Here is a 22,129-nt window from a genome sequence, read left to right as displayed (position 1 = left end):
GCCCCCCCGACCCACGATGAAGGCTCAGGGCCGACCGTCGTTCGCGCTGCGGGACACGGCGGCCGCCGCTTGCCTCTCGCGAAGGAAGGGCCTGCCGGATGACCACTTCAAAACGTATATCTCAGTCGGCCTTCGACGGCTCCAGGCTGCGAGTCATCCTGCTCGTCGATCTCCAGGAAGGCGCACAGCAACAGTTCCTCGACGCGTACGAGCACATGCGCAACCACGTCGCGTCGGTTCCCGGTCACCTCACTGACCAGCTGTGCCAGTCCGCGGAGAACCCGTCCCAGTGGCTCATCACGAGCGAGTGGGCAAGCGCCCCGTCGTACCTCGCCTGGGTGAGCAGCGAAGACCACATCGAGACGGTCAGGCCCATGCAGAGCTGCGTCCGCGACCTCCGTTCGATGCGCTTCAACATCCTCCGCGAGACCGGCCGCACCGCCCCACCCATCGCCCCGCCCACCACCGCAACCACCGCAACCACCAACGGCCTCCAGGCACCCGCCTACGTGGGCGACGGCCTGACCCGCCACGCCCTGACGTTCACCGTCAAGCCCGGCTCCGAGTCGAAGGTCGCGGAGATCCTCGCCGACTACGCACCGCCGCGGTCCCGCGTCGACGACACCACGCGGCTGCGCCGCACCACGCTGTTCATGCACGGCAACCGAGTCGTCCGCACCGTCGAGGTGCAGGGCGACCTGATGGCCGCGCTGCGCCACGTCTCGCGCCAGCCGGAGGTGCGCGCCGTGGAGGAAGCCCTCAACCCGCACCTGGAACTGAGCAGGGACCTGACCGACCCCGAATCCGCACGTGCCTTCTTCACCCGCGCGGCCATGCCCGCCGTACACCATGTGACCCGTGATGTGCCCGGCGGCGGACCGGAACCGTCCGAGCTGCGACGGCACGCGCTGTACTACCCGGCCCGCCCGGGCTGCGGAATGACGCTGGCCCGGCTGCTCTCCGAGCAGGACGAGGCCGCCGCGGACGACCCCGCGAGCCCCGTGCACCGCAGCACCGTCTTCCACCGGGACGACATCGTCGTCCGGCTCATCGACGTGTCGGGCGACCCCGAGACCGACCCGGTCCGAGCCCTCGGCGTCCACGGCACGCGCAAGGCCGCCGTACTGGCCCGCATGCTCGACGGTGCCGCGCTCGGCGTGGAAGGCCCCCTCACGAGTGAACGGGACGCGACCCGTCTCCTGACGCACGCCGGCATGACGCTGATCACCGACCGCACGGCTCCCCAGTCCTGACAGCACACGGACAGCCACCAGCGGCACGGACGAGACAACAAGACCAGACCCCCACTGCCCAACCAGGAGACGGACCATGTACAAGACGCGCCCGCGCATCGTGGACCTGAGCGAGACCGAGCCCAACCGCAAGCGCGGCGGCGACCTGCGCACCATGCTCACCCCCGTCACGGTGGGTTCCACGAGCGGGTTCATGGGCCTGGCGATCATGCGGCCCGGCGAACGCATCAGCGAGCACTACCACCCGTATTCCGAGGAGTTCATCTTCGTCGTCCGGGGCAACCTGGAGGTCGACCTGGACGGCGAAACGTTTCCTCTCCGCCCCGACCAGGGCCTCATGATCCCCATCAACATGCGGCACCGCTTCCGCAACGTCGGGGACGAGGAAGCCCGGATGGTCTTCCATCTGGGCCCGCTGGCGCCGGAGCCGCGTCTCGGCCACGTCGACACGGAGGCCGTCGCGGAGAGCGACGACCTCAAGCCGTACCCGCTCGTCCAGGAGGCCGCGCGGCCCGAACGACATGGGGCCCCATCGTGACCCGGCGGGTGGCGGTCACCGGTATCGGCGTCGTCGCCCCCGGGGGGATCGGCGTACCGGCGTTCTGGGACCTCCTCTCAGGCGGCCGTACCGCGACACGCGGCATCACCCTGTTCGATCCCGAGGGGCTGCGGTCCCGTATAGCGGCCGAGTGCGACTTCGACCCGCTCGCGCACGGGCTCACGCCCGAGCTGGTCGAACGCGCCGACCGGTACATCCAGTTCGCCGTCGCCGCGGCGGCGGAAGCGGTGGCCGACAGCGGTGTGGCCTTCGACAAGGAGGATCCCTGGCGCGTGGCCGTCTCCCTCGGCAGCGCGGTGGGCGGCACGACCCGCCTGGAGCACGACTACGTCCTGGTCAGTGAGCGAGGCAAGCGCTGGGACGTCGACCATCGCGCCGCCGAACCGCAGCTGCACCTGGCGTTCTCGCCCAGCACGCTGGCCTCCGTCGTCGCGGAGCAGTTCGGCGCGCAGGGGCCGGTGCAGACCGTCTCGACCGGCTGCACCTCCGGACTCGACGCGGTGGGCTACGCCTTCCACACCATCGAGGAGGGCCGCGCCGACATCTGCATAGCCGGAGCGTCGGACTCCCCCATCTCCCCCATCACCATGGCCTGCTTCGACGCCATCAAGGCGACGTCGCCCAACAACGACGACCCGGCCCACGCCTCCCGCCCCTTCGACGCCCACCGCGACGGATTCGTCATGGGCGAGGGCGCGGCGGTGCTCGTCCTGGAGGAACTCGGGCACGCCCGTGCCCGCGGCGCGCACATCTACTGCGAGATCAGCGGCTACGCCACGTTCGGCAACGCGTACCACATGACCGGACTGACCAGTGAGGGCCTGGAGATGGCCCGGGCCATCGACACCGCGCTCGACCACGCGCGCGTGGACCCCTCGGACATCGACTACGTCAACGCGCACGGCTCGGGCACCCGCCAGAACGACCGTCACGAGACCGCCGCGGTCAAGCGGTCCCTGGGTGCCCACGCCTACGACACCCCCATGAGCTCGATCAAGTCCATGGTGGGCCACTCGCTGGGAGCGATCGGCGCGATCGAGGTCGTCGCCTGTGTCCTGGCCCTGGCCCACCAGGTGGTGCCGCCCACGGCGAACTACGAGACCCCGGACCCCGAGTGCGATCTGGACTACGTACCGCGTACGGCGCGCCCTCGCCGGCTCGACAACGTGCTTTCCGTCGGCAGCGGCTTCGGCGGGTTCCAGTCCGCCGTGCTGCTGACGAGGCCGGGCGGGAGGAAACGATGAGTGGTCGACAAACCCAGCGCACCGTCGTCACGGGGATCGGTGTGGTCGCGCCCAACGGGCTCAGCACCGACACCTACTGGAAGTCCGTCAAGGAGGGCCTGACCGTACTGGACCGGATCACCCGGGAGGGTTGCGGGCACCTTCCGCTCCAGGTCGCCGGCGAGGTCCGGGAGTTCGACCCCTCGGCGCTCATCGAGGAGACCTTCCTCGTCCAGACCGACCGGTTCACCCACTTCGCGATGGCCGCGGCCTGTGCGGCCCTGGAGGACGCGGGGCTCACCAGCATCGCCGCCGAGGCCCCGTACTCCGTCGGTGTGGTCACCGCCGCCGGATCCGGCGGTGGCGAGTTCGGCCAGCGGGAACTGCAGAAGCTGTGGGGGCAGGGCTCCCGATTCGTCGGCCCCTACCAGTCCATCGCCTGGTTCTACGCGGCCAGCACGGGCCAGATATCCATCCACGGCGGCTTCAAGGGCCCCTGCGGGGTGGTGGCCAGCGACGAGGCCGGTGGCCTGGACGCCGTGGCGCACGCCGACCGGACCGTGCGGCGGGGAACCGACGTGGTCGTGGTCGGCGCCGCCGAGGCGCCGCTCGCCCCGTACTCGATGGTCTGCCAGCTCGGATACCCCGAACTCAGCACCGTCGAGGACCCGGCCCGCGCCTACCGCCCGTTCACCTCGGCGGCCTGCGGGTTCGTGCCCGCCGAGGGCGGTGCCGTGCTGGTCGTCGAGGACGCGGAGCGCGCACACCGACGTGACGCGGTGGTCCGCGCCACCGTGGCGGGACATGGCGCCACGTTCACCGGCGCCTCGCGCTGGGACCGGTCACGGGAGGGACTCGCCCACGCGATCCGTGGCGCCCTCGACGAGGCCGGCTGCGCACCGGAGGAGATAGACGTGGTCTTCGCCGACGCGATGGGCATACCGGATGCGGACCGCGCCGAAGCCCTCGCCCTCGCCGACGCCCTCGGCCCGCACGGCACCCGCGTGCCCGTCACGGCGCCCAAGACCGGCATCGGACGGTCCTACTGCGGGGCACCCCTGCTGGACGTCGCGGCCGCGGTGATGGCCATGGAGCACGGGCAGATACCGCCGACACCGAACGTCTTCGACATCTGCCACGAGATCGACCTGGTGACCTCCACGGCCCGCCCGGCCGAGCTCCGCACGGCCCTGATCCTCAGCCGGGGGCTCATGGGATCCAACGCGGCGCTGGTCCTGCGGCGCGGCTCGGGATCAGCCGCCTAGCACACGCACCTGTACGAGAAGGAGAACGCGCATGACCACAGAAGTGACTCAAGTGACCGTCGAAGAACTGGCCACGCTGATGAAGAAGGCCGCCGGTGTCACCATCGACCCGCAGGACCTCGAGCGCCGGGTGGACACCCCCTTCGCCGAATTCGGGCTGGACTCGCTCGGCCTCCTCGGCATCGTCGGCGAGCTGGAGAACCGGCACGGCCGGGCGCTCCCCACCGACGCGGAGCGGTGCAAGAGCCCCCGCGCCTTCCTCGACCTCGTCAACGGCGCGCTCGCGACGGGAGCCTGACATGGCCGGCCACACGGAGAACGAGATCACCATCGCCGCTCCCGTCGACCTCGTCTGGGACATGACGAACGACCTGGAGAGATGGACGCAGTTGTTCAGCGAGTACGCGTCCGTCGAGGTGCTGTCCCGCGAGGGCGACACGGTCACCTTCCGCCTGACCATGCACCCTGACGAGAACGGCAAGGTGTGGAGCTGGGTGTCGGAACGGGTCACCGACCGCGACAAGCTCACCGTCCGCGCACGCAGGGTCGAGCCCGGTCCGTTCGAGTACATGAACATCGTGTGGGAGTACGAGGAGACCCCGGACGGCACTCGGATGCGCTGGACCCAGGACTTCGCCATGCGGCCCGACGCCCCGGTCGACGACGCGGGGATGACGGACATCATCAACCGCAACTCCCCCATCCAGATGGCCCTCATCCGCGACCGCGTCGAGCAGGCCGCCGGCGAGCGGCGAACCGCGCCCGTCAAACCCGCCTGAGCGACACCGTCGCGGAAGGAGACCTCATGCACCACGCCCTGATCGTCGCCCGGATGGCCCCGCAGTCGGCTCCGGACATCGCCGAGGTCTTCGCGGCCTCCGACCGCGGCGAACTCCCGCACCTCGTCGGGGTGACCCGGCGTTCCCTCTTCCAGTTCGGCGATGTGTACATGCACCTCATCGAAGCCGAGCAGGACCCCGGGCCCGCCATCGCACGCGTGTCCGAGCACCCCGAGTTCCGCGACATCAGCCGGAAGCTCGCCGCGTACGTCAGCGCGTACGACCCGGAGACCTGGCGCAGCCCGAAGGACGCCATGGCGGAGCGCTTCTACCACTGGGAAAGGGACGCCGCCGCCCGGTGAACGAAGAAGGCCGCTGCCCGCGCGGAGGGAGCGCGGGCAGCGGCCTTCTCGTACCGTCTCGTACCGGCTCGTACCGGCTCGTCCTTTCTCGTCAGCGGGCGAGTTCGGGCATCAGACGTACGGCGTTGTCGCGGTTGATTCCCTGGAGCTGCTGGTCGGAGATGACCGGATCGTTGTCCAGGGCGGGTGTCGTGATGTCGGCGATGACCTGCGCGGGGGTGGGCGGCCAGTCCGTGCCGAAGAGGATGTGGCCGGGGTCCACGGTGGCCATCAGGGTGGGCGTGGCCGACGGGGACATGGGGCCCGCCGTGTCGAAGTAGAACCGGTGCAGGTAGTCGCGGACACGGCCGGGCTCGATCTCGGGAGTGAGATGCCCGCCGAAGAGTTCGAGCCGGGTCGCCATGTACGGGAGGAAGCCTCCGCCGTGCGGGAGGATGAAGGTGAGATTCGGATAACGGTCCAGGGTGCCGTTCTTGATGAGGTTGATGGCGGCACGCGTGGTGTCGACAAGGAAGTCGCACACGAAGGGCGGCATGCCCGGCAGCCCCGTACTGCCCGGAGCTCCGCCCTTTCCCGCCGGCACGTCCATGGGGTGGGTACTGACGACCGCGGACCGGTCGTTCAGTTCCCGCAGGAGGCGGTCGTGCGTCTCGTCGCCGAGGTAGACACCGTCCATGCTCGTTCTCGTGCTCACCCCGACGGCACCGAGCTCGTCGAGGCCGTATTCGAGGCTCCACAGGGAGAGTTCCAGGTCGTCGAGGAACACGGGGGTGAAGAACCGGAAGCGTGCGGGATGGCTCTCCACGACGTCGGCCGCCGCCCGCAAGGCGACCCGTGCGCTGTCCTGACGCTCCGTCCGCTCGCGGAGCCGTCCGAGCATCGCCACCGTCATGACGGACGTGGCGATGCCCGCCTTGTCCATGAGCTCCAGGGCCGCGTTCAGGTCCCAGCGGGTCCACCAGGGCAGCTTTTCGCGGTGGATGACGCCTCGCTGCTCTGCCCAGTCGAGCCAGGCCGGCGCGGTGAAGTGGTGGTGGACGTCCACTCGGCCCGCGGCGGGGCCGTCGAAGGCGGCTGATGTCATTGCCTGTCCTCTTCTCAGGTGCGGCCGAGTACCGTCCGCAGCACGTTCGTCAGCAGGCGATCGGCCTGCGGGATCTCGGCGTGGGCCCGCCACGCGACGTAACCGTCCGGGCGTACGAGGACGGCACCGTCCTCGGCCGTGCCGTGCAGTTTCGCCCAGTCGTCGTCCGGGTCGGGAACGAGGTCGTGGTCCTGGCCGGGCCCCACGAGATACGACTCGACCGGAACGCCCAGGGTCTCGGAGGCCTTCTTCGCCGCGTTCCGCCACTCATGGCCTCGGGGCCCGGCGAGGACCACGAAGGAACGCTCGTACAGATCCAGCGTGGAGATCCTGACGCCGTCTCTCATGACCCACATATGAGGTGCACGGCTGCCCGGGTCGCCGCCGAGCTGGAAGGTCTCCGGGACCACCGGCCGCTCCGGGGAGGCACCCACGACAGCGTTCGACGCGTAGCGGCAGCAGAGCGCGACGGTCATGAGATCCGCCGGGTCGTCGTTGCGTCCCGCCGCGGGAGTGAATCCCGGGTGCTCCTCCTCGACCGCCTGCACGGCCGCCCGCGTGCTGGTCGCGACGGCGGCAGGGCGTCGTTCCTGCTCGTAACTGTCCAGCAGGGGCGGGCCGGCCCAGCCGCGGAGCACCGCGGCCAGCTTCCAGGCGAGATTGTGCGCGTCCTGGATTCCGGTGTTGGAGCCGAACGCACCGGTCGGCGGCATTTCGTGTGCCGAGTCACCGGTCAGAAAGATCCGGCCCTGTGCGTAGGTGTCCGCGACACGCTTCGAGGCGTGCCAGGGGGCCTTCCCGGTGATCTCCACATCGATGTCCGGCACGCCGGCGGCCGCGCGGACATGAGCCACCAGGCGGTCGTCGGTGAAATCCTCCAGTGATTCGCCTCGGTCGGGGAACCAAGGAACATGGATCACCCATCGTTCCTCGTTGTCCACCGGCAGCAGCGCCCCTTCTCCCTCCGGGTTCGTCACATAGCAGACGACGAAGTTCTTTTCGCCGATGTAGTCCTTGAGCCTCTTGCTGCGGAAGGTGACGCTGACGTTGTGGAAGAGCTCACCGGGTCCTGACTGACTGATACCCAGCCGTTTGCGAACAGGACTTCGGGGCCCGTCGGCAGCCACCAGAAAATCAGCGTGCACGGTATATGTCTCACCGGTGTCCCGGTGCATGACCTGAGCGTGGACTCCTTCTCGGTCCTGTGTGAAGGAGAGCATCTCCGTGCTGAAGCGGATGTCTCCCCCCTGCCTGCGGGCATGGCTCAGCAGTACCGGCTCGAGATCGTTCTGACTGCACAGGCACCAGTCCGAAGAGCTGACTTGAGACACGTCGATGCCTGCGGAGATGTCCCGGATGATCCAGCGGCGCTGACCGCCGGCGAGGGTGTCCACCTGAAGAACGCCGTCGTTCCCGGCGAGCGCCGAGGCGGCCTCCCGGATACTCGGCTCCAGTCCGGCGGTCCGGAAAATCTCCATGGTGCGCACATTGTTTCCGCGACCACGCGGGTGCGTCGAGGTCCCGCCATGCCGCTCCAAGAGCATGTGCTCAATTCCGAGGCGTCCCAGGAACACGGAGGTGGAAAGACCCACCAGGGATCCGCCTACGATGAGAACTGGTACTTCCACTGATTCCGCTGTGCGTCCGCTCACTGATTTCCTACCTCATTCGGCGGTGCCCAGTCCGGGGGTCGAGGACCGGCCTGACAGTCAGTGTTTACCAAGTGGGACTTACATATGCACAGTTCATACGGTGACCCGACCCATATGGCCCAGCAACGTTTGCCTCGCAGTGCCGCACGGGAAACCGTGCCACTGACCGTTGGAATCCACCGACCCCCGGGACGAGACATGACGCAAGCGTTCGCATCCGAGGAATTGTCGTCCGATGAGGCCGCGGCCGCGGCCTCGTCCTGCAGCCGGGAGTTCCGCGCCAATCCGCATCCCGTCTACGCCAAGCTCCGGGAGACGGCACCCGTATGCCCGCTGTCACCGCCCCACGGCGTCGAGACGTACCTGATCACTCGGTATGACGACGCGCGCGCCGCCCTGGCCGACCCGCGCCTGAGCAAGGACATGTACGGCGCCATCGACGCCTACCACCGCATCTTCGGTGACTCGTCGATCGCCCTGGACGACAACATGCTCTTCTCGGACCCTCCGAAGCACACCAGGCTCAGGAGGATTGTCGGCAACACCTTCACCCCGAAAAGGGTGGAGTCACTGCGTCCGCGTGTCCAGAAGATCACTGCGGAACTGCTGGACCAGTGCTCGGCTTCGGAGCCCGTGGACCTGCTCCCGGAGTTCTGCTTCCCGCTGCCGCTCCAAGTGATCTGCGAACTTCTGGGCGTCCCGGAAAACGAACGCACGCAAGCCCAGGAATGGTCCAGCACCGTCGCTCGGACCGGTTTCGGTCCGGAGGCGAGAAAGGCGCTGGAACTGGCCGAGGGCAACCTGCGCGACTATCTGGTGGATCTGATCGCACGGAAGCGGCAGGAGCCGGACGGAGCCCTGCTCAGCGCCCTCGTCACAGCAAGGGACGAGGAAGGCGCGCTCACCGACCACGAACTGGTCTCCACAGCGTGGGTGCTGCTCTTCGCAGGCCACAAGACGACGGCGTACCAGATCGGCAACGCCGTCTACCATTTGCTCACCCAACCGGAGCAGAAGCGACTGGCACTGCAGGATGCGGGCGCGACGGCCGCGGCCATCGAAGAGATCTTCCGGTTCGAGTCGTCCGTGGAGAACTCGACCTTCCGCTACGCCAAAGAAGACCTCGTGATCCGTGACACGCTCATCCCCAAGGGCGCGCTCGTCCAGATCTCGATCACCTCGGCCAACCGTGACCCGGAAGCCTTCGCCGATCCGAACCGGCTGGACGTCACGCGCCCGAACGTCCAGGCGACCCATCTCGCGTTCGGCGTCGGCCCCCACTACTGCGCCGGCGCGCCGCTGGCACGTCTGGAGATGCAGATCGCTCTCACCACGCTCTTCGGCCGGCACCCTCGCATGGCCCTGGCCGGCCCCCCGGAAGACGCGCGCTGGCTGACCGTACCGTTCCCCGCCTTCCGCGGGTTGGCGGAACTTCCCGTCGTCCTCGACCCGTCCTGACGTGAACAGCACCCAGGTTCCGGCACGTGTGCGGGTCGTTCGGCTGCTGCGTGTGCGAGACGGAATGGAAGCGCACTTCGTGAAGTCCTATCAGGGCGTGCTCGAACGCGCCGAGCGCTCCCCCGGGCATCTCGGAGAACAGCTGTGCCGCTCCGTCGACGATCCCACTCGCTGGTTGCTCACCAGCGAGTGGGAGAGCCTCGAACACGTCAAACAGTGGCGCACCGACCCCGATCACACGGCTCTGGTCGAGCCGTTGAACGCCTGCCTGCACGACGACCGGTGGACGGCGGTCTTCCACGTCACGGACGCGGCGACTCGGTAGGCGGCCTACTCCGCCCGCTGGGCCAGATGCCGTTCGACCGTCTCCACCTTCGAGGTGAGCCCGTCCTCCACCCCGGGGCGGATGTCCGCCTTGAGGACCAGGGACACGCGCGGCGCACGGGCCTCCACGGCGGCCACGGCGCGCTTGACGACGTCCATGACCTCGTCCCACTCGCCCTCGACGGACGTGAACATCGCGTCGGTGCGGTTGGGCAGGCCGGACTCACGCACGATCCGCACGGCGTCGGCGACGTACTCCCCCACGTCCTCGCCGACGCCCAGCGGCGTCACGGAGAAGGCGACGATCACGCGCTCACGATCCCTTCCTTGCGGGCGCGGGAGGCGATGACCGCGTCCTCGGCCTCACGCCTGAGCTTGCGCTCGGCGAAGAAACCGCCGGTGGGCAGGACCGAGAGGACGAAGTAGAGGGCGGCGGTCTTCAGGGACCACTTGGTGCGGTTCCAGGCGTCGGCCCAGAAGATCACGTACAGGATGAAGAGGACGCCGTGGATCATCCCCATCACGGGGACCGCGTTGAAGTCCGTGGTCCGCTTCAGCACCGAGCAGACCAGCAGGAGGAGGAAGGAAACCGCCTCGGGGGCCGAGACGAGGCGGAGGCGGCGAATGGCGGTGGCGGTCTTGATGTCCACGGGTCACCTTCGGTGGGAGAGACGTCGGGTTTGTGAATGCGAGCACAAACGTTCGCCCATTGTGGCAAACGACTCCCCTAAGGGTGCGTTCAGGGTGCGTCTCCACCCCTGGGCTCTGTCCGCGGAGCCCGCCCTGCGGCTACCTTCACTGCGTGGCGATGTTCCGACTTCAAGGCAGCAAGGTGCTTGCCGTCGACATGACCGGGGATGCCGTGAAGGCGAAGAACGGCTCGATGGTCGCGTACGACGGTCAGATGGACTTCAAGAAACTCAGCGGCGGCGGTGAGGGCATCCGGGGGATGGTGACCCGGCGGATCACCGGCGAGCAGATGACATTGATGGAGGTGAAGGGGCACGGGACGTGCTGGTTCGCGGACCGGGCCTCGGAGATCAACCTCGTCGGTCTCCAGGGGGACAAGCTGTACGTGGAGTCGAGCAACCTGCTCGCGACCGACTCCGGACTGCGGACCGGCACGTCGTTCACCGGAATGCGCGGCGCCTCGCAGGGCAACGGGCTGTTCACGACGACCGTCGAGGGACACGGGCAGGCGGCGATCATGTCGGACGGGCCTGCGGTCGTGCTGCGGGTCAGCGCGCAGTATCCGCTGACCGTCGACCCGGGGGCGTACATCGCGCACCAGGGGAACCTGCGGCAGTCCTTCCAATCCGGTGTGACGTTCCGCACGTTCATGGGCGAGGGCGGCGGCGAGGCCTTCCAGATCCGCTTCGAGGGCGACGGCCTGGTGTACGTCCAGCCCAGCGAGCGGAACACGATCGCGGGGGATGTGTGACATGGCCTTCCGTGAGCTCAACTCGAAGATGGTCGAAGCGACCGTCATGCCCGGGCAGCGGCTGTTCAGTCAGCGCGGGGCGATGCTCGCCTACAAGGGCGAGGTGTCCTTCACGCCCAACATGCAGGGCGGCCAGGGCGGGGTCATGTCGATGATCGGCCGCCGGGTCGCGGGCGAGGCGGCGCCCCTGATGACCGTCGAGGGCAGCGGCACCGTGCTGTTCGGGCACGGCGGCCACCACGTCCAGGTCATCAACCTCACCGGCGACACCATGTTCGTGGAGGCGGACCGGCTGCTCGCCTTCGAGGGCACGCTGGAGCAGGGGACGATGTTCATGGGCTCCCAGGGCGGCGTCATGGGCATGGTCCGGGGCCAGGTCACCGGCCAGGGGCTGTTCACCACCACCCTGAGGGGGCACGGCTCGGTCGCGGTCATGGCCCACGGCGGGGTCATCGAGGTGCCCATCACCCCCCAGCGCCCGGTCCATGTCGACCCGCAGGCGTACGTCGCCCACCACGGCGACGTACGCAACAAGCTGTCCACCGCGCTGGGATGGCGCGACATGGTGGGCCGCGGCTCCGGAGAGGCGTTCCAACTGGAGCTCAGCGGCAGCGGTGCGGTGTACGTCCAGGCCTCGGAGGAGAAGCTGTGAGCACCCTTCCCTACGGAACCCCCGGCGGCACCGGCGGACCTGGCGGCCCGGCGGTCTTCGACCCGATGACGCTGCCGTCCGACGACAACGTCAACAACTACACCTTCTGCGTGGAGCTCAAGGGGAGCCAGTGGTTCCTGCAGAAGGGGAAGATGATCGCCTACTACGGCTCGATGGAGTTCAACGGCATCGGGCACGGCCGGCTGGACCGCCTGGTGCGTACGTCCTTCCATTCGCCTCTGCACGCCAGTGACTGGGTCGTGGCGGAGGGCTCGGGCAAGATGCTCCTCGCCGACCGGGCCTTCGACGTGAACTCGTACGACCTCGAAGACGGCAATCTGACCATTCGCTCGGGCAACTTGCTCGCTTTTCAGCCAAGTCTCGCTCTCAAGCAGTCGATCGTGCCGGGTTTTCTGACACTCATCGGAACCGGAAAGTTCGTGGCCGCCTCCAACGGTCCGGTGGTGTTCATGGAACCCCCGATCCGGGTGGACCCGCAGGCCCTGGTCGGCTGGGCCGACTGCCCCTCGCCGTGCCATCACTACGACCACGGCTACATGACCGGCCTCATGGGCGGTCTACGTGCGATGACGGGCCTCGGCGGGGCCTCCGGCGAGGAGCATCAGTTCGAGTTCGTGGGAGCCGGTACGGTCCTGCTCCAGTCGTCCGAGGTCCTCATGGCCGAGCAGGCCACGGGGGCGGTTCCGCACGAGGCCGGGGTGCCCGGTGGGGGCGGTGCCCCCGCAGGCCACTCACAGCAGGCCGGTGCACCGCGCCTTCCCGGACAGCTGGGAGACCTCCAGCGTCGCTTCGGGCTGTGAGCGGTAGTCTGCGGAGTGTGACGTCGAACGTGTGCGCGCCGACGTCACGACAACCCTCACTAGTTCGCCTTTCAACCTTTTAGGTAGACTTCATTCATGGAGACCGAGACGGCCACGCGCTGGCTGACCGATGCGGAGCAGTGCGCCTGGCGCACCCACCTGGAGGTCAACAGGCTGTTGACGTACCAGCTCGAAAAGGACCTGCAGCCGTTCGGCCTGACAATGAACGACTACGAGATCCTGGTGAATCTCTCCGAGTCGGAGGGCGTACGGATGCGGATGAGCGACCTCGCATCCGCCACCCTCCAGTCCAAGAGCCGCCTCTCCCACCAGATCACGCGCATGGAGAACGCGGACCTGGTGCGGCGCGAGAACTGCGAGTCGGACCGCCGAGGTCTGTACGCGGTCCTCACCGAACACGGCATGGAGACGATGAAGAAGGTCGCGCCCCATCATGTGGCGTCTGTGCGGAGGCACTTCATCGACCTGCTGTCCCCCGAGGCCCTGTTGGAACTCGACAAGGCCCTGAAGCCCATCGCGGAGCATCTTCGCGGGCAGCGGGGACGTCCCTAGCGATCTGATCGGGGGAGCGGCAGGCGGAGTTCGAACAGGGCTCCGCCTGCCGACGCGTCGCGGACCGTGAGCGTGCCGCCGTGCCGTGCGGCGACGTCCCTGGCGATGGCGAGTCCGAGCCCGGCGCCGCCGTCGTCACGACTGCGGGCCTCGTCGAGCCGTACGAACCGCTCGAAGATCCGCTCCCGGTCGCCCTCCGGCACGCCGTCCCCGTCGTCGGCGACTTGGGCCACCGCCCACTCCCCCTCGCGCCGCACACTCACCCGGACAGCCGAACGCGCGTGCCGCTGTGCGTTGTCCAGCAGATTGACGAGCAACCGCTGCACCTGCCCCCGCGATCCGGCCACATGCACGGCTTCCGGCGCCTGCGCGCTCACGCCCGTCCGCCCTTCGGCCTCCTCCCGCGCCAGCGCGGCGAGGTCGAACCGGGTCGCGGCGGCCGGCCGCTCCCCCGCGTCCAGCCGGGCCAGCAGCAGCAGATCGGCGGCGAGACGCTGCAGTCGTACGGTGTCCTCGACCGCGCCTTCCACGTCCAGCAGCTCGGGATGGGCGGCGCCCACCTCCAGCTGGGTACGCAAGGACGCGATCGGGCTGCGCAGTTCGTGCGAGGCGTCGGCGACGAACCGGCGCTGCCGCTCAACGGAGCTCTCCAGGGCGGCCAGTGTCTCGTTCGTGGTGCGGGCGAGGCGGGCCACCTCGTCGTGCGTGTCCGGCACCGGCACCCGGCGGGCGAGGTCCTCGGAGGCGGTGATCGCGGCCATCTCGCCGCGGATGCCCTCGACCGGGCGCAGGGCACGCCGGGTGACCAGCCAGGTCACCCCCGCGACCACGGTGAGCAGCAGCGGGAAGCCGATCAGCATGACGGTCAGCGCCGTGTTGACGGCGCTCTTCTCGGCGGAGAGGGGGGCGCCGGCGTACACGATCAGCAGGCCCTTGCCCTCGACCTCGACCTTCACGGCGGCGAAGCGGTAGTCGGCGGTCTCGCCGTCGATCGTCGCGGAACCGTTGGTGTAGGTGGTCTTCTCGGCGATCTCGCCCGGATGGAGGGAGGACTCGTCGTCGTCCCCGTCGTCCTTCGCCCCGTCGTCCTTCGCCCCGTCGTCCTTCGCCCCGTCGGAGTCCTCGCCCTCCTCGCCGCCCGCGGGGGTGGTCGGCCGCACCTGCGGCTTCACCGCGTCGGTGTCCGTGCCGCTGATCCGCTGCAGGTCCTCGCTGGCCGCGACCAGCGTCCGGTTCTCGTCGACGACCTGGACCGGCTCGTCCTCCTCGTCCAGGGACAACTGGTCGTACCGCTTCCCCAGGGCCAGGCTGGAAGCGACCGTCCGCGCGGAGCGCTCCGCATCGGTCGCGGCCTCGCCGATCAGGTTGGAGCGCAGCGACAGCAGCACGGCGGCCCCGGCGGCGACCAGCGCCACGGCGACGACGAGCGTGGCGGCCAGGGTCGCCCGGGACCGTACGGAGCCGAACAGGCGTCTCATGGCTGTGCCGCCTCCAGCCGGTAACCGGCGCCGCGGACCGTCCGGATGAGCCCGGCGCGCAGCTTGCGCCTGAGGGTGCTGATGTACACCTCGACGATGTTCGGGTCGCCGTCGTACGCGAAGTCCCAGACGTGCTCCAGGATCTGGGCCTTGGACACCACCTCGCCGGCCCGCACCACGAGCTGTTCCAGGACGGCGAACTCCTTGGCGGTCAAGGTGACCTCGTCCTCGTCCAGGAAGACGCGGTGGGCGGCGGTGTCGACCTTGAGGTCGCCGAGGACGTGCACGGGCGAGGCCCCGGCGCCCTGGCCGCGGCGGCGCAGCAACGCCTTGATCCGCGCGACGAGGACGACGTACGAGAACGGCTTGGTGAGGTAGTCGTCGGCGCCCGTGTCCAGGCCCTCCGCCTCGTCGTACTCGCCGTCCTTGGCGGTGAGCATCAGGATCGGCACCTCGTGCCCGGCGGCGCGGAGGGCGGCGCAGACCCGGTAGCCGTTGAGGCCGGGCAGCATGATGTCGAGGATCACGAGGTCGTACGTCCCCTCGGTGGCCCGGTGCAGCCCCTCCCGGCCGTCGTGGACGACGTCCACGGCGTACCCCTCGGCGGTCAGACCCTTGGCGAGCGACAGGGCCAGCCGCTTCTCGTCCTCGACGATCAACAGGCGCATGCTTAAAGGTTCGCAAAGTGAAGCTGAAGATCCCTTCAGGGGGCTTCAGGTTCCTCTCAGCGTCGGTCGGCGATGTTGGTGATGTCGAAAGCGAAACGACACACAGCGCAACGAAGCTGAACGAATCTGGAGGAATCCGCATGAAGCGCAACATCGTGATCGCCGCCGTTACGGCCGCCGCTCTGATCGGGGGCGGTACGGCCACGGCTCTCGCGGTGTCCGGGGACGGCGAGGGGTCGGCGCGGCAGGCGGCGGACGTGCGGGTCACGGGGGACGACGCGCGGGACGACGACGGGGCCCGTGACGACGACGCCGGGAAGGCCGGGTCCGTGGAGGTGACAGCTGCCGACGCCATCGCCTCCGCGCTGCGGCACGACCCGGGTACCGCCGTCACCGTCGAACTGGACGGCGAAGACGGCGAAGACGGCGGGGCCGACGGGGCCGACGCCGGGTCGGTCGTGTGGAAGGTCGACGTGCTCCGCGGCGGCGACACCTGGCACAGCGTTCGGGTCGACCCCGGCACCGGCAAGGTGCTCGGTTCCCACACCGACCGCGAGGACGACACCGCCGAGGTGCGGGCCGCGCTGAACGGCACCTCCGTGACGGCGGCGGAGGCCGCGAAGGCCGTGACCGGTAAGGGCACGGTGACGTCGGTGGACCTGGACGAGGACGGCACCTCGAAGGGCTGGGAGGTGGAGACCCACGCCTCCGGCAAGGCCGAGCAGGACTGGCGGGTCGACCTGAACAGCGGGAAGGTCACGGCGGACCGGGCGGACCGCGCGGGTGACGACGTGGCCGACGACAACGACGGTGGCGACGACGACTGACGTGCCGTGCGGTGCTGTACGGGGCCGGTGCGGGTGAGTGGGGGCGGGCCTCGGGTGGCTCGCCCCCTCCGCCCCTACCCTTCCCGTCCCCGGGGGCTGCGCCCCCAGACCCCCGCTTTCGGCCCGAAGGGCCTCGTCCTCAAACGCCGGACGGGCTGAGATCGCCTGACCGGCGTCGTCAGATCCCCCCGGACAGCTGAGATTGCCGAACGGCGTCGTCAGATTCCGCCAGACAACTCAGACTGCCGAACGGCATCACCAGACCCGCCAGACCACTCAGACTGCCGAACGCCATCACCAGACCCGCCAGACCACTCAAGGTTCGCCGGGTTGGTGGCGTGGCGATTGGATGTGCGGCGACGTCCGATCCAACTGCTGGAGGTGCGGTGGCTGAGCCTGTCCGTGTGCGCAGACTGACCGACCAGGAGGGGCAGAAGCTGCAGCAGATCGTGCGCCGGGGCAGCACCAGTTCGGTGCGCTACCGGCGGGCGATGATGTTGCTGGCCTCGGCCGGCGGGAACCGGGTGCCAGTGATCGCCCAGCTGGTGCAGGCCGACGAGGACACGCTGATGAGCGCCCGCCTGGCCGGGCGGCGCCGGGCTTCCTCACGCGTCCACCGGCGCCGGCTCCGGGTAGACGGTGAGCAGTCCCGGCTGGATTTCGGTGGCCCAGCCCCGCCCGGCCAACCGCTTCAGCCGCTTCAGCCGCGAGCGCACTCCCTCCACCTGAGCCGGAATCGAATCGCCATCTCGGCCAGGGCGAGCACGATCTGCTTCGCCCACATCCCGCTGCCGGCCTCTGGCCGGCCAGCACCGACAAGATCCGCTGGTAGTCCGGCGTGACCACCGCACGTCGACGCCCTCGACACGATGCGGGACGATCGAGCGCGTCGCCGCAGCCCTGGCCGGTACTGTCTTCTCGGCGGGTGACTCAGCCAACAGGTCGAGTCCTGCCGGGGACGCACAAAAAACGGCTCGTAGTCAGCCCCAGCGATTCGGTCCTTCTCGATGGCGGAACGGAGCGCTTCAAAAGCGAGCCGCAGCGCCGCAGATCGCCGTGCTCCTGGCTATGGCCGCACCCGCTTGCGTGCGCGCCCCAGCACCCAGCGGAACATCAGCAGGGCGAGGACCCAGCACGCGGCCAGGCGGCCCAGTGGATCTGCCGCCTGCGGGATGCCGGCCGGGAAAGGCGCGGCGAGCAGGACGGTGAGTCCCGCGACCCCGACCATCGGGCCGACGGCGTACCACAGCATCGCCAGGATCGGGCCGGCGTCGCCGAGCACGGGACCGCCGTACAACACCCACACGGGCACAGGCGACCGGTACGCGCTCAGCAGCCCCGCGGCGACCAGCACCGGTGCGGCGGCCAGCACGACCAGAGGTGCCGTGGTGTGGGCCGACAGCGCGACCGGTACGGCGAGCAGGCATCCGGTGACGACCAGCACAAGCGTCGGCACGAGTGCGTGTTCGAGCGCGAGGCGCTCGTAAGGCCGGGGCGACCATGCCGTGCGCCGTACGTCGTCGGCGTCCAGCCTTGCCGGCTCCAGCAACTGTGAGGCGGCGAAGTAGCCGAACAGCGTGGCCAGTGCCGCCGTGAGGTACGCCGTCCCGCCCCGGGTCCCGGCGGCCGCACCGGCGGCCGCGCCGGCCGGCACGAGCAGCAGGGCCATGAGGCCGGGCCGCCTGGGCGCCATGATCAGGCCCATCGCGTCGCGCCAGGCGACCAGCAGACCGGGCGAGCGCGGCGGGGACAGCCGGGCGGCCCACCGTTCGACACGGCCGCGGCTGCGGACCTCCTGGCCGCCGGTCATGGAGAGCCGGACCGAGCGCATGTCCACGGCGAGGATGCCGGCCAGCACCCCGCCCGACGCCCGGGCCCGCGACCGCAGCACCGCGACGGGCACTTCGTCGACGACCTTCCCGGCGTACACCAGGGCGGCCGCCGTGGCCGCCACCAGCAGGGCGAGCGCCGCCGGCCACAGGGGGGCGGACCGGCCCGCGGCGGCGAGGACGGGTTGCGCCGCCCAGCCCCACGGACCGGACCACAGTTCGACCGTCTCCAGCACCTTCGAGCGGTACCCCTGCGCCGCGGCCACCGCCTGTACGGCGCTGAGCAGGACGGCGAGCAGCAGGACCGGGGTGGCCCGATGGAGCCGGTCGGCGGCCTTTCGGGACCGTTCCACCACGGCCGCCCCGACCACGGCCAGCAGGGCCAGGCAGACCGCGGGGCCCAGGCAGGCCGGGGCCAGAAGGCCGATCCGGCCGAGGTCGGCCGCCGCGATGAGCAGCACGCCGACGAAGCCCAGCAGCAGTGCGGCGAGCGCCCAGATTCCCGCGGACAGGGCGAACCAGGGCAGCAGCACCGGACGGCGTCGGACGGGCAGCGCGAGCAGCCAGTCGACGTCGGGCCGCGGCAGGATCACCGGCCCGCGCCACAACGCGTCGCGCACCGTGAGGAAGAACCCCGCCAGCGCCGCGAACACCAGACCGGACGGCAGCATGCGAGCGACGGCGTCGGCACTGTCCGCCAGCGGCCGGCGGTGGCCGATCTCGTGGAAGAGCCCGATGACGAACATGCCGTACCAGCCGAGCAGCAGGACCAGGGCGACGTACGCCACATAGGCGAACCGGCGGGCGCGGCCGGCGCCGCGGCGGGCCCGCAGCCATTGCGTCGTCTCGGCCGTCCGGTCCGCGACGCCGCCCTTTCGCCGCACCTCCGCGCTTTCGCCGACCCCCGTCCCCAACGCCGTACGGCTCACGCGCCCGCCTCCGTCAGGACCTCGTCCGGGCTGCCGTCCGCGACCACGGCCCCGTCCTCCAGGGCGATCACGCGCTGCGCGACCCGCGCCAACTCGGGCTGATGCGTGGCGAACAGCACCGCCACGCCCTTGTCGCCCTCGGCCCGCAGCAGGTTCGCGAGACGACCGCGCGCGCGGGGATCGAGCCGTTGCTCCGGCTCGTCGAGGACCAGCAGGTCACGGGGGCGCAGCAGGGCCGACGCGAGCAGCATCGCCTGGAACTGTCCGGAGGACAGCGCGCTGGGCAGCGAATCCGCGTGGCCGGTCAGCCGCTGCTCGCGCAGGAGCGCGTCGATCCGGTCCTCGGGCACCCCGTGTGCCACGGCGACGAGTTCGAGGTGCTGCCGTACCGTCAGGTCGGGGTAGCAGCCGAGGGCGTCACCGACGACCGCCACGCGGGCGCGTACCCGCACATCGTCCTCGGTCATCGACTCGCCGTCGAACTCGACCTCGCCGGTGGTGGGGCGGTCCCGGCCGCAGACGATGCGCAACAAAGTCGACTTCCCCGAGCCGTTGGGGCCGAGCAGAGCCACGCACTCGCCCGCCGCGACCTCCAGGTCGACGGCTCTCAGCGCCTCGCGCTCACCGAAGGTGCGGCTCACACCCATGACTGTCAGCAAGGCTCGCACCCTCGCGACTCCCTCCGCAGACGTTTACTGCCGTGACGGGACCCGAAGCTACGGGAACGGTTTCACCGGCCGTGCCAACAGGGGCTGTTCACGGCCACCCGGCCACGCTCATCCTGTTTCTTCCGTGACGCGGCGGGCGGGCAGTGGTTCGTCGGGAGCGGCGGTCTCACCCGAGAACGGCTGCTGCTCACCGCTTCCCGGCCGCAGGAGCCGACTCAGCACCGGGCCCACCATCGCCGTCTCTCTGAGACTGTCGCGCTCGATGATGCTCTCGGGTCGTCTGGTCGTCTTCCCGACCTCATAGCGGGGCGTGGGACGGCGATTCTTGGGTCCAAGCAGCCTTCCTGGTCAGGGTGTTGATGGTTTCGGTGCACGGGCCGGACAGGCCAGGTGCGGGCGGACACGGGCCGGGGTGAGCCGTGCGGGCTCGTCGGCCTCTCCCAAGGGCGGCGAAGGTCCGCCGCGGCTTCGCGGGTGAGCCGGAGGTTGGGTGTGGGCGGCGATCACGAGCCACGTCCAGCGGTCGCCGGCCTCGGGGGGGGTGCGGGGCTTCGGTCGGGTCCATCCGAGGGTCTGCTTCATCAGCCGGAAGGTGTGCTCCAGGTCGAACCTCCTCAGAAACGCCTGCCAGCGCACGTCGACGCTATCGCCGGTCAGGCCGGTGGCAGAGGACCACAAACAGACAGGCACTGGGTTTCCGCCACCGGGCAGGCGGTCGACCTGTAGGCGGATCAAGGTGCCCCCGATGATGGGAAGTTCACCGGTGTGGTCGATCCAGGCGGAGCGAGTGGTCAGCCGAGGGTGGATGCGGTCCCAGGCCATTGCTCGGGCGGTGCCGTACCGGTCGGTGGCCTGTGTCGTTGCAGCGTCGGGCTCGCCCCAGGTCTCCGGCTTGGCGAAGCGGAACTCCTTGCCGTGTTTCGGCGGCCGTCCGCCCTGCGGCGGGGAGATCCACGGACGTCGTGCAAGCGTGCCGCAGGCCAGGGCTGCTCATGACGGCTGCCCGGCCTGCGGTGTCGTGGTCTTACTATTCGCCGAAGGTGAGTACGTCGCCTGGCTGGCAGTGGAGTTCACGGCAGATCGCGGTGAGTGTGCTGTAGCGGATCGCTTTGGCGCGGTCGTTCTTCAGGATGGACAGGTTCGCGACGGTCACTCCGACTCGCTCGGCGAGCTGGGCCAGGGTCATGCCATGGTCGGCCAGCAGTCGGTCGAGGTGGCAGTGGATCTCGTGCGGGTCCTCTGCAGGCATCAGACCAGCCCTTCGGTGTCCTCGCGCAGTCGCGTGCCCTGGCGAAACGCCGTGGCCGCGGCTGCGGTCAGCAGGGCTCCGAACAGCGCGACGGTGTTGATGGAGTAGGCGGTGTGGACGGCGCGCTGCAATGGGGTGCCGTCGAGCAGGAGGTTCGTCGTCAAGACGTCCAGGGCCGGGGGGAGTGTGGCGATCAGGAGGATGGCTCCCGAGATGACAAGCAGGCGGCGAGAATTCTGCGGGGCGAAGAAGTCCGCCGAATGGAAGGTACGCGTCAGGCGTATGAGAACCTCGAGGATCACGATCAGCAGAACCGCGCTGACCAGGCCGGGCAGGATCAGCAGCAGACGGTCCCCGAAGCCCGGGTCATGGAAGACCAGTTCGGCCTGGCTGGTCCCGCGGAGCGTCACCGGTCCCGCAGCTGTCACGTCAGGCATGGAGGCCGCGGTGTCGATGCCGACCGTGCGGGTGTCGGTCGTGGCCGACGGTGCGCCCACGACGCCCAGTATCGGAAACAGGACCTTGAACAGGCCCACCAGTAACAGCCCCAGCCCCACGGCCAGTTCCAGCAGATGGCTGTTGGCCCGCACCCACCAGGGCGACGTCTCGGACATGTGGATCCCCCTCACTCGAAGCTCCATATCGTTTTTCGATAATATCGAGAAACGATATGGAGCTGTCAAGGCTGGCCACGGCAGTGCGGCCATGGCGCAAAGGGCGATGGTCCGGAGCGGCTGAGTAATCAGGCCGCTCGGGCCAGCGAGGACGCTGTCACCGCTTGTGGTGCGGCCCGGCCCCGGGCAAGGCGCCTGGTCATCAGGATGATCGCGGCGGCACAGCTGCCCAACTGTCAGCGTACGAGCTGAAGGGCAGAGTCGCGTACAGGCGGTAGCTCGGGCCGTTGATGGAGATCACTTCGCAGTGGTGCAGGAGGCGGTCGAGGATGGCGGTCGCGAGGACCTCGTCGCCGAAGACCTGGCCCCATTCGTTGAAGGTCTTGTTCGAGGTGAGGATGATGGAGCCCCTCTCAAGACT

General features: G+C 69.4%; 24 protein-coding genes and 3 pseudogenes. 15 read left to right on the top strand and 12 right to left on the bottom strand.

Annotated features, from left to right (window positions below; all coding sequences use genetic code 11):
• Positions 1 to 98 precede the first annotated feature (98 nt).
• The 7 genes from Q4V64_RS36295 (at position 99) to Q4V64_RS36265 (ending at position 5,441) form a co-directional block, all read left to right on the top strand.
• Entirely contained in the window at positions 99 to 1,253 is a 1,155-nt protein-coding gene (locus Q4V64_RS36295; protein ID WP_124436669.1) for a SchA/CurD-like domain-containing protein, read from the top strand.
• 76 nt (positions 1,254 to 1,329) lie between these two features.
• Positions 1,330 to 1,791 (top strand): cupin domain-containing protein, encoded by a 462-nt coding sequence (locus tag Q4V64_RS36290; protein WP_124436670.1) that lies wholly within the window; start codon positions 1,330 to 1,332, stop codon positions 1,789 to 1,791.
• A complete protein-coding gene (locus Q4V64_RS36285; RefSeq protein ID WP_124436671.1) occupies positions 1,788 to 3,056 on the top strand; it encodes a beta-ketoacyl-[acyl-carrier-protein] synthase family protein in 1,269 nt (422 codons plus the stop codon). Before Q4V64_RS36290 ends, Q4V64_RS36285 begins: the two co-directional genes overlap by 4 nt.
• Positions 3,053 to 4,300, top strand: coding sequence for a ketosynthase chain-length factor (locus tag Q4V64_RS36280; RefSeq protein WP_124436672.1), 1,248 nt, complete (start codon positions 3,053 to 3,055; stop codon positions 4,298 to 4,300). The genes Q4V64_RS36285 and Q4V64_RS36280 overlap by 4 nt, the downstream gene beginning before the upstream one ends.
• A gap of 31 nt (positions 4,301 to 4,331) precedes the next feature.
• Entirely contained in the window at positions 4,332 to 4,598 is a 267-nt protein-coding gene (locus tag Q4V64_RS36275; protein ID WP_124436673.1) for an acyl carrier protein, read from the top strand.
• 1 nt (position 4,599) lies between these two features.
• Complete coding sequence (locus Q4V64_RS36270) at positions 4,600 to 5,079, top strand: SRPBCC family protein (protein ID WP_124436674.1); 480 nt, start codon at positions 4,600 to 4,602, stop codon at positions 5,077 to 5,079.
• Between the two features lie 26 nt (positions 5,080 to 5,105).
• Positions 5,106 to 5,441 (top strand): TcmI family type II polyketide cyclase, encoded by a 336-nt coding sequence (locus Q4V64_RS36265; protein WP_124436675.1) that lies wholly within the window; start codon positions 5,106 to 5,108, stop codon positions 5,439 to 5,441.
• A gap of 91 nt (positions 5,442 to 5,532) precedes the next feature.
• Here Q4V64_RS36265 and Q4V64_RS36260 read toward each other — a convergent pair whose 3' ends face one another.
• Both Q4V64_RS36260 and Q4V64_RS36255 read right to left on the bottom strand, forming a co-directional pair.
• Positions 5,533 to 6,525 carry an amidohydrolase family protein gene (locus Q4V64_RS36260; protein WP_124436676.1) on the bottom strand — a complete coding sequence of 331 codons (993 nt, stop codon included), beginning with the start codon at positions 6,523 to 6,525 and terminating at the stop codon, positions 5,533 to 5,535.
• Between the two features lie 14 nt (positions 6,526 to 6,539).
• Positions 6,540 to 8,177, bottom strand: a complete 1,638-nt coding sequence (locus Q4V64_RS36255; RefSeq protein ID WP_124436677.1) for an FAD-dependent monooxygenase — start codon at positions 8,175 to 8,177, stop codon at positions 6,540 to 6,542.
• A 198-nt stretch (positions 8,178 to 8,375) separates the two neighbouring features.
• On the opposite strand from Q4V64_RS36255, the gene Q4V64_RS36250 reads away from it, so the two are divergent.
• On the top strand, positions 8,376 to 9,635 hold the full coding sequence (locus Q4V64_RS36250; RefSeq protein ID WP_124436678.1) for a cytochrome P450: 1,260 nt from the start codon (positions 8,376 to 8,378) through the stop codon (positions 9,633 to 9,635).
• Between the two features lies 1 nt (position 9,636).
• Positions 9,637 to 9,960, top strand: coding sequence for an antibiotic biosynthesis monooxygenase family protein (locus Q4V64_RS36245; protein WP_348540817.1), 324 nt, complete (start codon positions 9,637 to 9,639; stop codon positions 9,958 to 9,960).
• A 5-nt stretch (positions 9,961 to 9,965) separates the two neighbouring features.
• Here Q4V64_RS36245 and Q4V64_RS36240 read toward each other — a convergent pair whose 3' ends face one another.
• Positions 9,966 to 10,268: an MTH1187 family thiamine-binding protein gene (locus tag Q4V64_RS36240; protein WP_124436679.1), complete on the bottom strand. Its 303-nt coding sequence runs from the start codon at positions 10,266 to 10,268 to the stop codon at positions 9,966 to 9,968.
• Positions 10,265 to 10,609: a DUF3817 domain-containing protein gene (locus Q4V64_RS36235; RefSeq protein ID WP_124436680.1), complete on the bottom strand. Its 345-nt coding sequence runs from the start codon at positions 10,607 to 10,609 to the stop codon at positions 10,265 to 10,267. Before Q4V64_RS36235 ends, Q4V64_RS36240 begins: the two co-directional genes overlap by 4 nt.
• 158 nt (positions 10,610 to 10,767) lie before the next feature.
• Between Q4V64_RS36235 and Q4V64_RS36230 the strand changes: the two genes are divergently transcribed.
• From Q4V64_RS36230 to Q4V64_RS36215, 4 genes are all read left to right on the top strand, one after another.
• Positions 10,768 to 11,400, top strand: a complete 633-nt coding sequence (locus Q4V64_RS36230) for an AIM24 family protein (RefSeq protein WP_095755547.1) — start codon at positions 10,768 to 10,770, stop codon at positions 11,398 to 11,400.
• Between the two features lies 1 nt (position 11,401).
• The gene (locus tag Q4V64_RS36225; protein WP_124436681.1) at positions 11,402 to 12,052 is read left to right on the top strand and encodes an AIM24 family protein; all 651 of its coding nucleotides are present in this window, start codon (positions 11,402 to 11,404) and stop codon (positions 12,050 to 12,052) included.
• A 65-nt stretch (positions 12,053 to 12,117) separates the two neighbouring features.
• Entirely contained in the window at positions 12,118 to 12,873 is a 756-nt protein-coding gene (locus tag Q4V64_RS36220) for an AIM24 family protein (RefSeq protein ID WP_124436772.1), read from the top strand.
• Between the two features lie 96 nt (positions 12,874 to 12,969).
• The gene (locus Q4V64_RS36215) at positions 12,970 to 13,446 is read left to right on the top strand and encodes a MarR family transcriptional regulator (RefSeq protein ID WP_124436682.1); all 477 of its coding nucleotides are present in this window, start codon (positions 12,970 to 12,972) and stop codon (positions 13,444 to 13,446) included.
• Here the strand turns inward: Q4V64_RS36215 and Q4V64_RS36210 are convergent.
• Together Q4V64_RS36210 and Q4V64_RS36205 are read right to left on the bottom strand one after the other, a co-directional pair.
• Positions 13,443 to 14,924 (bottom strand): HAMP domain-containing sensor histidine kinase, encoded by a 1,482-nt coding sequence (locus Q4V64_RS36210; RefSeq protein WP_124436683.1) that lies wholly within the window; start codon positions 14,922 to 14,924, stop codon positions 13,443 to 13,445. The two genes, Q4V64_RS36215 and Q4V64_RS36210, sit on opposite strands and share 4 nt — an antisense overlap.
• Positions 14,921 to 15,592: a response regulator transcription factor gene (locus Q4V64_RS36205; protein WP_124436684.1), complete on the bottom strand. Its 672-nt coding sequence runs from the start codon at positions 15,590 to 15,592 to the stop codon at positions 14,921 to 14,923. Before Q4V64_RS36205 ends, Q4V64_RS36210 begins: the two co-directional genes overlap by 4 nt.
• Positions 15,593 to 15,732: 140 nt before the next feature.
• Between Q4V64_RS36205 and Q4V64_RS36200 the strand changes: the two genes are divergently transcribed.
• Entirely contained in the window at positions 15,733 to 16,419 is a 687-nt protein-coding gene (locus Q4V64_RS36200; protein WP_124436685.1) for a PepSY domain-containing protein, read from the top strand.
• A gap of 386 nt (positions 16,420 to 16,805) precedes the next feature.
• Positions 16,806 to 16,988: pseudogene (locus tag Q4V64_RS55465) on the top strand (IS630 family transposase); the annotation flags it as partial.
• A gap of 497 nt (positions 16,989 to 17,485) precedes the next feature.
• Here Q4V64_RS55465 and Q4V64_RS36190 read toward each other — a convergent pair.
• From Q4V64_RS36190 to Q4V64_RS36170, 6 genes and pseudogenes are all read right to left on the bottom strand, one after another.
• The gene (locus Q4V64_RS36190) at positions 17,486 to 19,177 is read right to left on the bottom strand and encodes a hypothetical protein (protein WP_124436687.1); all 1,692 of its coding nucleotides are present in this window, start codon (positions 19,175 to 19,177) and stop codon (positions 17,486 to 17,488) included.
• Positions 19,174 to 19,824 (bottom strand): ABC transporter ATP-binding protein, encoded by a 651-nt coding sequence (locus Q4V64_RS36185; protein ID WP_124436773.1) that lies wholly within the window; start codon positions 19,822 to 19,824, stop codon positions 19,174 to 19,176. The genes Q4V64_RS36190 and Q4V64_RS36185 overlap by 4 nt, the downstream gene beginning before the upstream one ends.
• A gap of 264 nt (positions 19,825 to 20,088) precedes the next feature.
• Positions 20,089 to 20,796 (bottom strand): annotated as a pseudogene (locus Q4V64_RS55460) (transposase); the annotation flags it as partial.
• 76 nt (positions 20,797 to 20,872) lie between these two features.
• Positions 20,873 to 21,094: a helix-turn-helix transcriptional regulator gene (locus tag Q4V64_RS36180; protein WP_124436688.1), complete on the bottom strand. Its 222-nt coding sequence runs from the start codon at positions 21,092 to 21,094 to the stop codon at positions 20,873 to 20,875.
• A complete protein-coding gene (locus Q4V64_RS36175) occupies positions 21,094 to 21,708 on the bottom strand; it encodes a DUF2975 domain-containing protein (protein WP_172628932.1) in 615 nt (204 codons plus the stop codon). Before Q4V64_RS36175 ends, Q4V64_RS36180 begins: the two co-directional genes overlap by 1 nt.
• 202 nt (positions 21,709 to 21,910) lie before the next feature.
• Positions 21,911 to 22,123: pseudogene (locus Q4V64_RS36170) on the bottom strand (ATP-binding protein); the annotation flags it as partial.
• Positions 22,124 to 22,129 lie beyond the last annotated feature (6 nt).

It is taken from the genome of Streptomyces sp. NL15-2K (genome assembly GCF_030551255.1).
Classification (GTDB): domain Bacteria; phylum Actinomycetota; class Actinomycetes; order Streptomycetales; family Streptomycetaceae; genus Streptomyces.
The sequence above is the reverse complement of the archived record's forward strand: the minus strand, read 5'-3'. Positions and strand labels throughout refer to the sequence as shown.

Coding starts and splice junctions, on each gene's coding strand:
- Q4V64_RS36210 (WP_124436683.1), bottom strand. CDS start 14,924: ATGAGACGCCTGTTCGGCTCCGTACGGTCCCGGGCGACCCTGGCCGCC.
- Q4V64_RS36260 (WP_124436676.1), bottom strand. CDS start 6,525: ATGACATCAGCCGCCTTCGACGGCCCCGCCGCGGGCCGAGTGGACGTC.
- Q4V64_RS36175 (WP_172628932.1), bottom strand. CDS start 21,708: ATGTCCGAGACGTCGCCCTGGTGGGTGCGGGCCAACAGCCATCTGCTG.
- Q4V64_RS36180 (WP_124436688.1), bottom strand. CDS start 21,094: ATGCCTGCAGAGGACCCGCACGAGATCCACTGCCACCTCGACCGACTG.
- Q4V64_RS36265 (WP_124436675.1), top strand. CDS start 5,106: ATGCACCACGCCCTGATCGTCGCCCGGATGGCCCCGCAGTCGGCTCCG.
- Q4V64_RS36215 (WP_124436682.1), top strand. CDS start 12,970: ATGGAGACCGAGACGGCCACGCGCTGGCTGACCGATGCGGAGCAGTGC.
- Q4V64_RS36275 (WP_124436673.1), top strand. CDS start 4,332: ATGACCACAGAAGTGACTCAAGTGACCGTCGAAGAACTGGCCACGCTG.
- Q4V64_RS36230 (WP_095755547.1), top strand. CDS start 10,768: ATGTTCCGACTTCAAGGCAGCAAGGTGCTTGCCGTCGACATGACCGGG.
- Q4V64_RS36225 (WP_124436681.1), top strand. CDS start 11,402: ATGGCCTTCCGTGAGCTCAACTCGAAGATGGTCGAAGCGACCGTCATG.
- Q4V64_RS36200 (WP_124436685.1), top strand. CDS start 15,733: ATGAAGCGCAACATCGTGATCGCCGCCGTTACGGCCGCCGCTCTGATC.
- Q4V64_RS36280 (WP_124436672.1), top strand. CDS start 3,053: ATGAGTGGTCGACAAACCCAGCGCACCGTCGTCACGGGGATCGGTGTG.
- Q4V64_RS36185 (WP_124436773.1), bottom strand. CDS start 19,824: ATGGGTGTGAGCCGCACCTTCGGTGAGCGCGAGGCGCTGAGAGCCGTC.
- Q4V64_RS36250 (WP_124436678.1), top strand. CDS start 8,376: ATGACGCAAGCGTTCGCATCCGAGGAATTGTCGTCCGATGAGGCCGCG.
- Q4V64_RS36205 (WP_124436684.1), bottom strand. CDS start 15,592: ATGCGCCTGTTGATCGTCGAGGACGAGAAGCGGCTGGCCCTGTCGCTC.
- Q4V64_RS36270 (WP_124436674.1), top strand. CDS start 4,600: ATGGCCGGCCACACGGAGAACGAGATCACCATCGCCGCTCCCGTCGAC.
- Q4V64_RS36220 (WP_124436772.1), top strand. CDS start 12,118: ATGACGCTGCCGTCCGACGACAACGTCAACAACTACACCTTCTGCGTG.
- Q4V64_RS36290 (WP_124436670.1), top strand. CDS start 1,330: ATGTACAAGACGCGCCCGCGCATCGTGGACCTGAGCGAGACCGAGCCC.
- Q4V64_RS36295 (WP_124436669.1), top strand. CDS start 99: ATGACCACTTCAAAACGTATATCTCAGTCGGCCTTCGACGGCTCCAGG.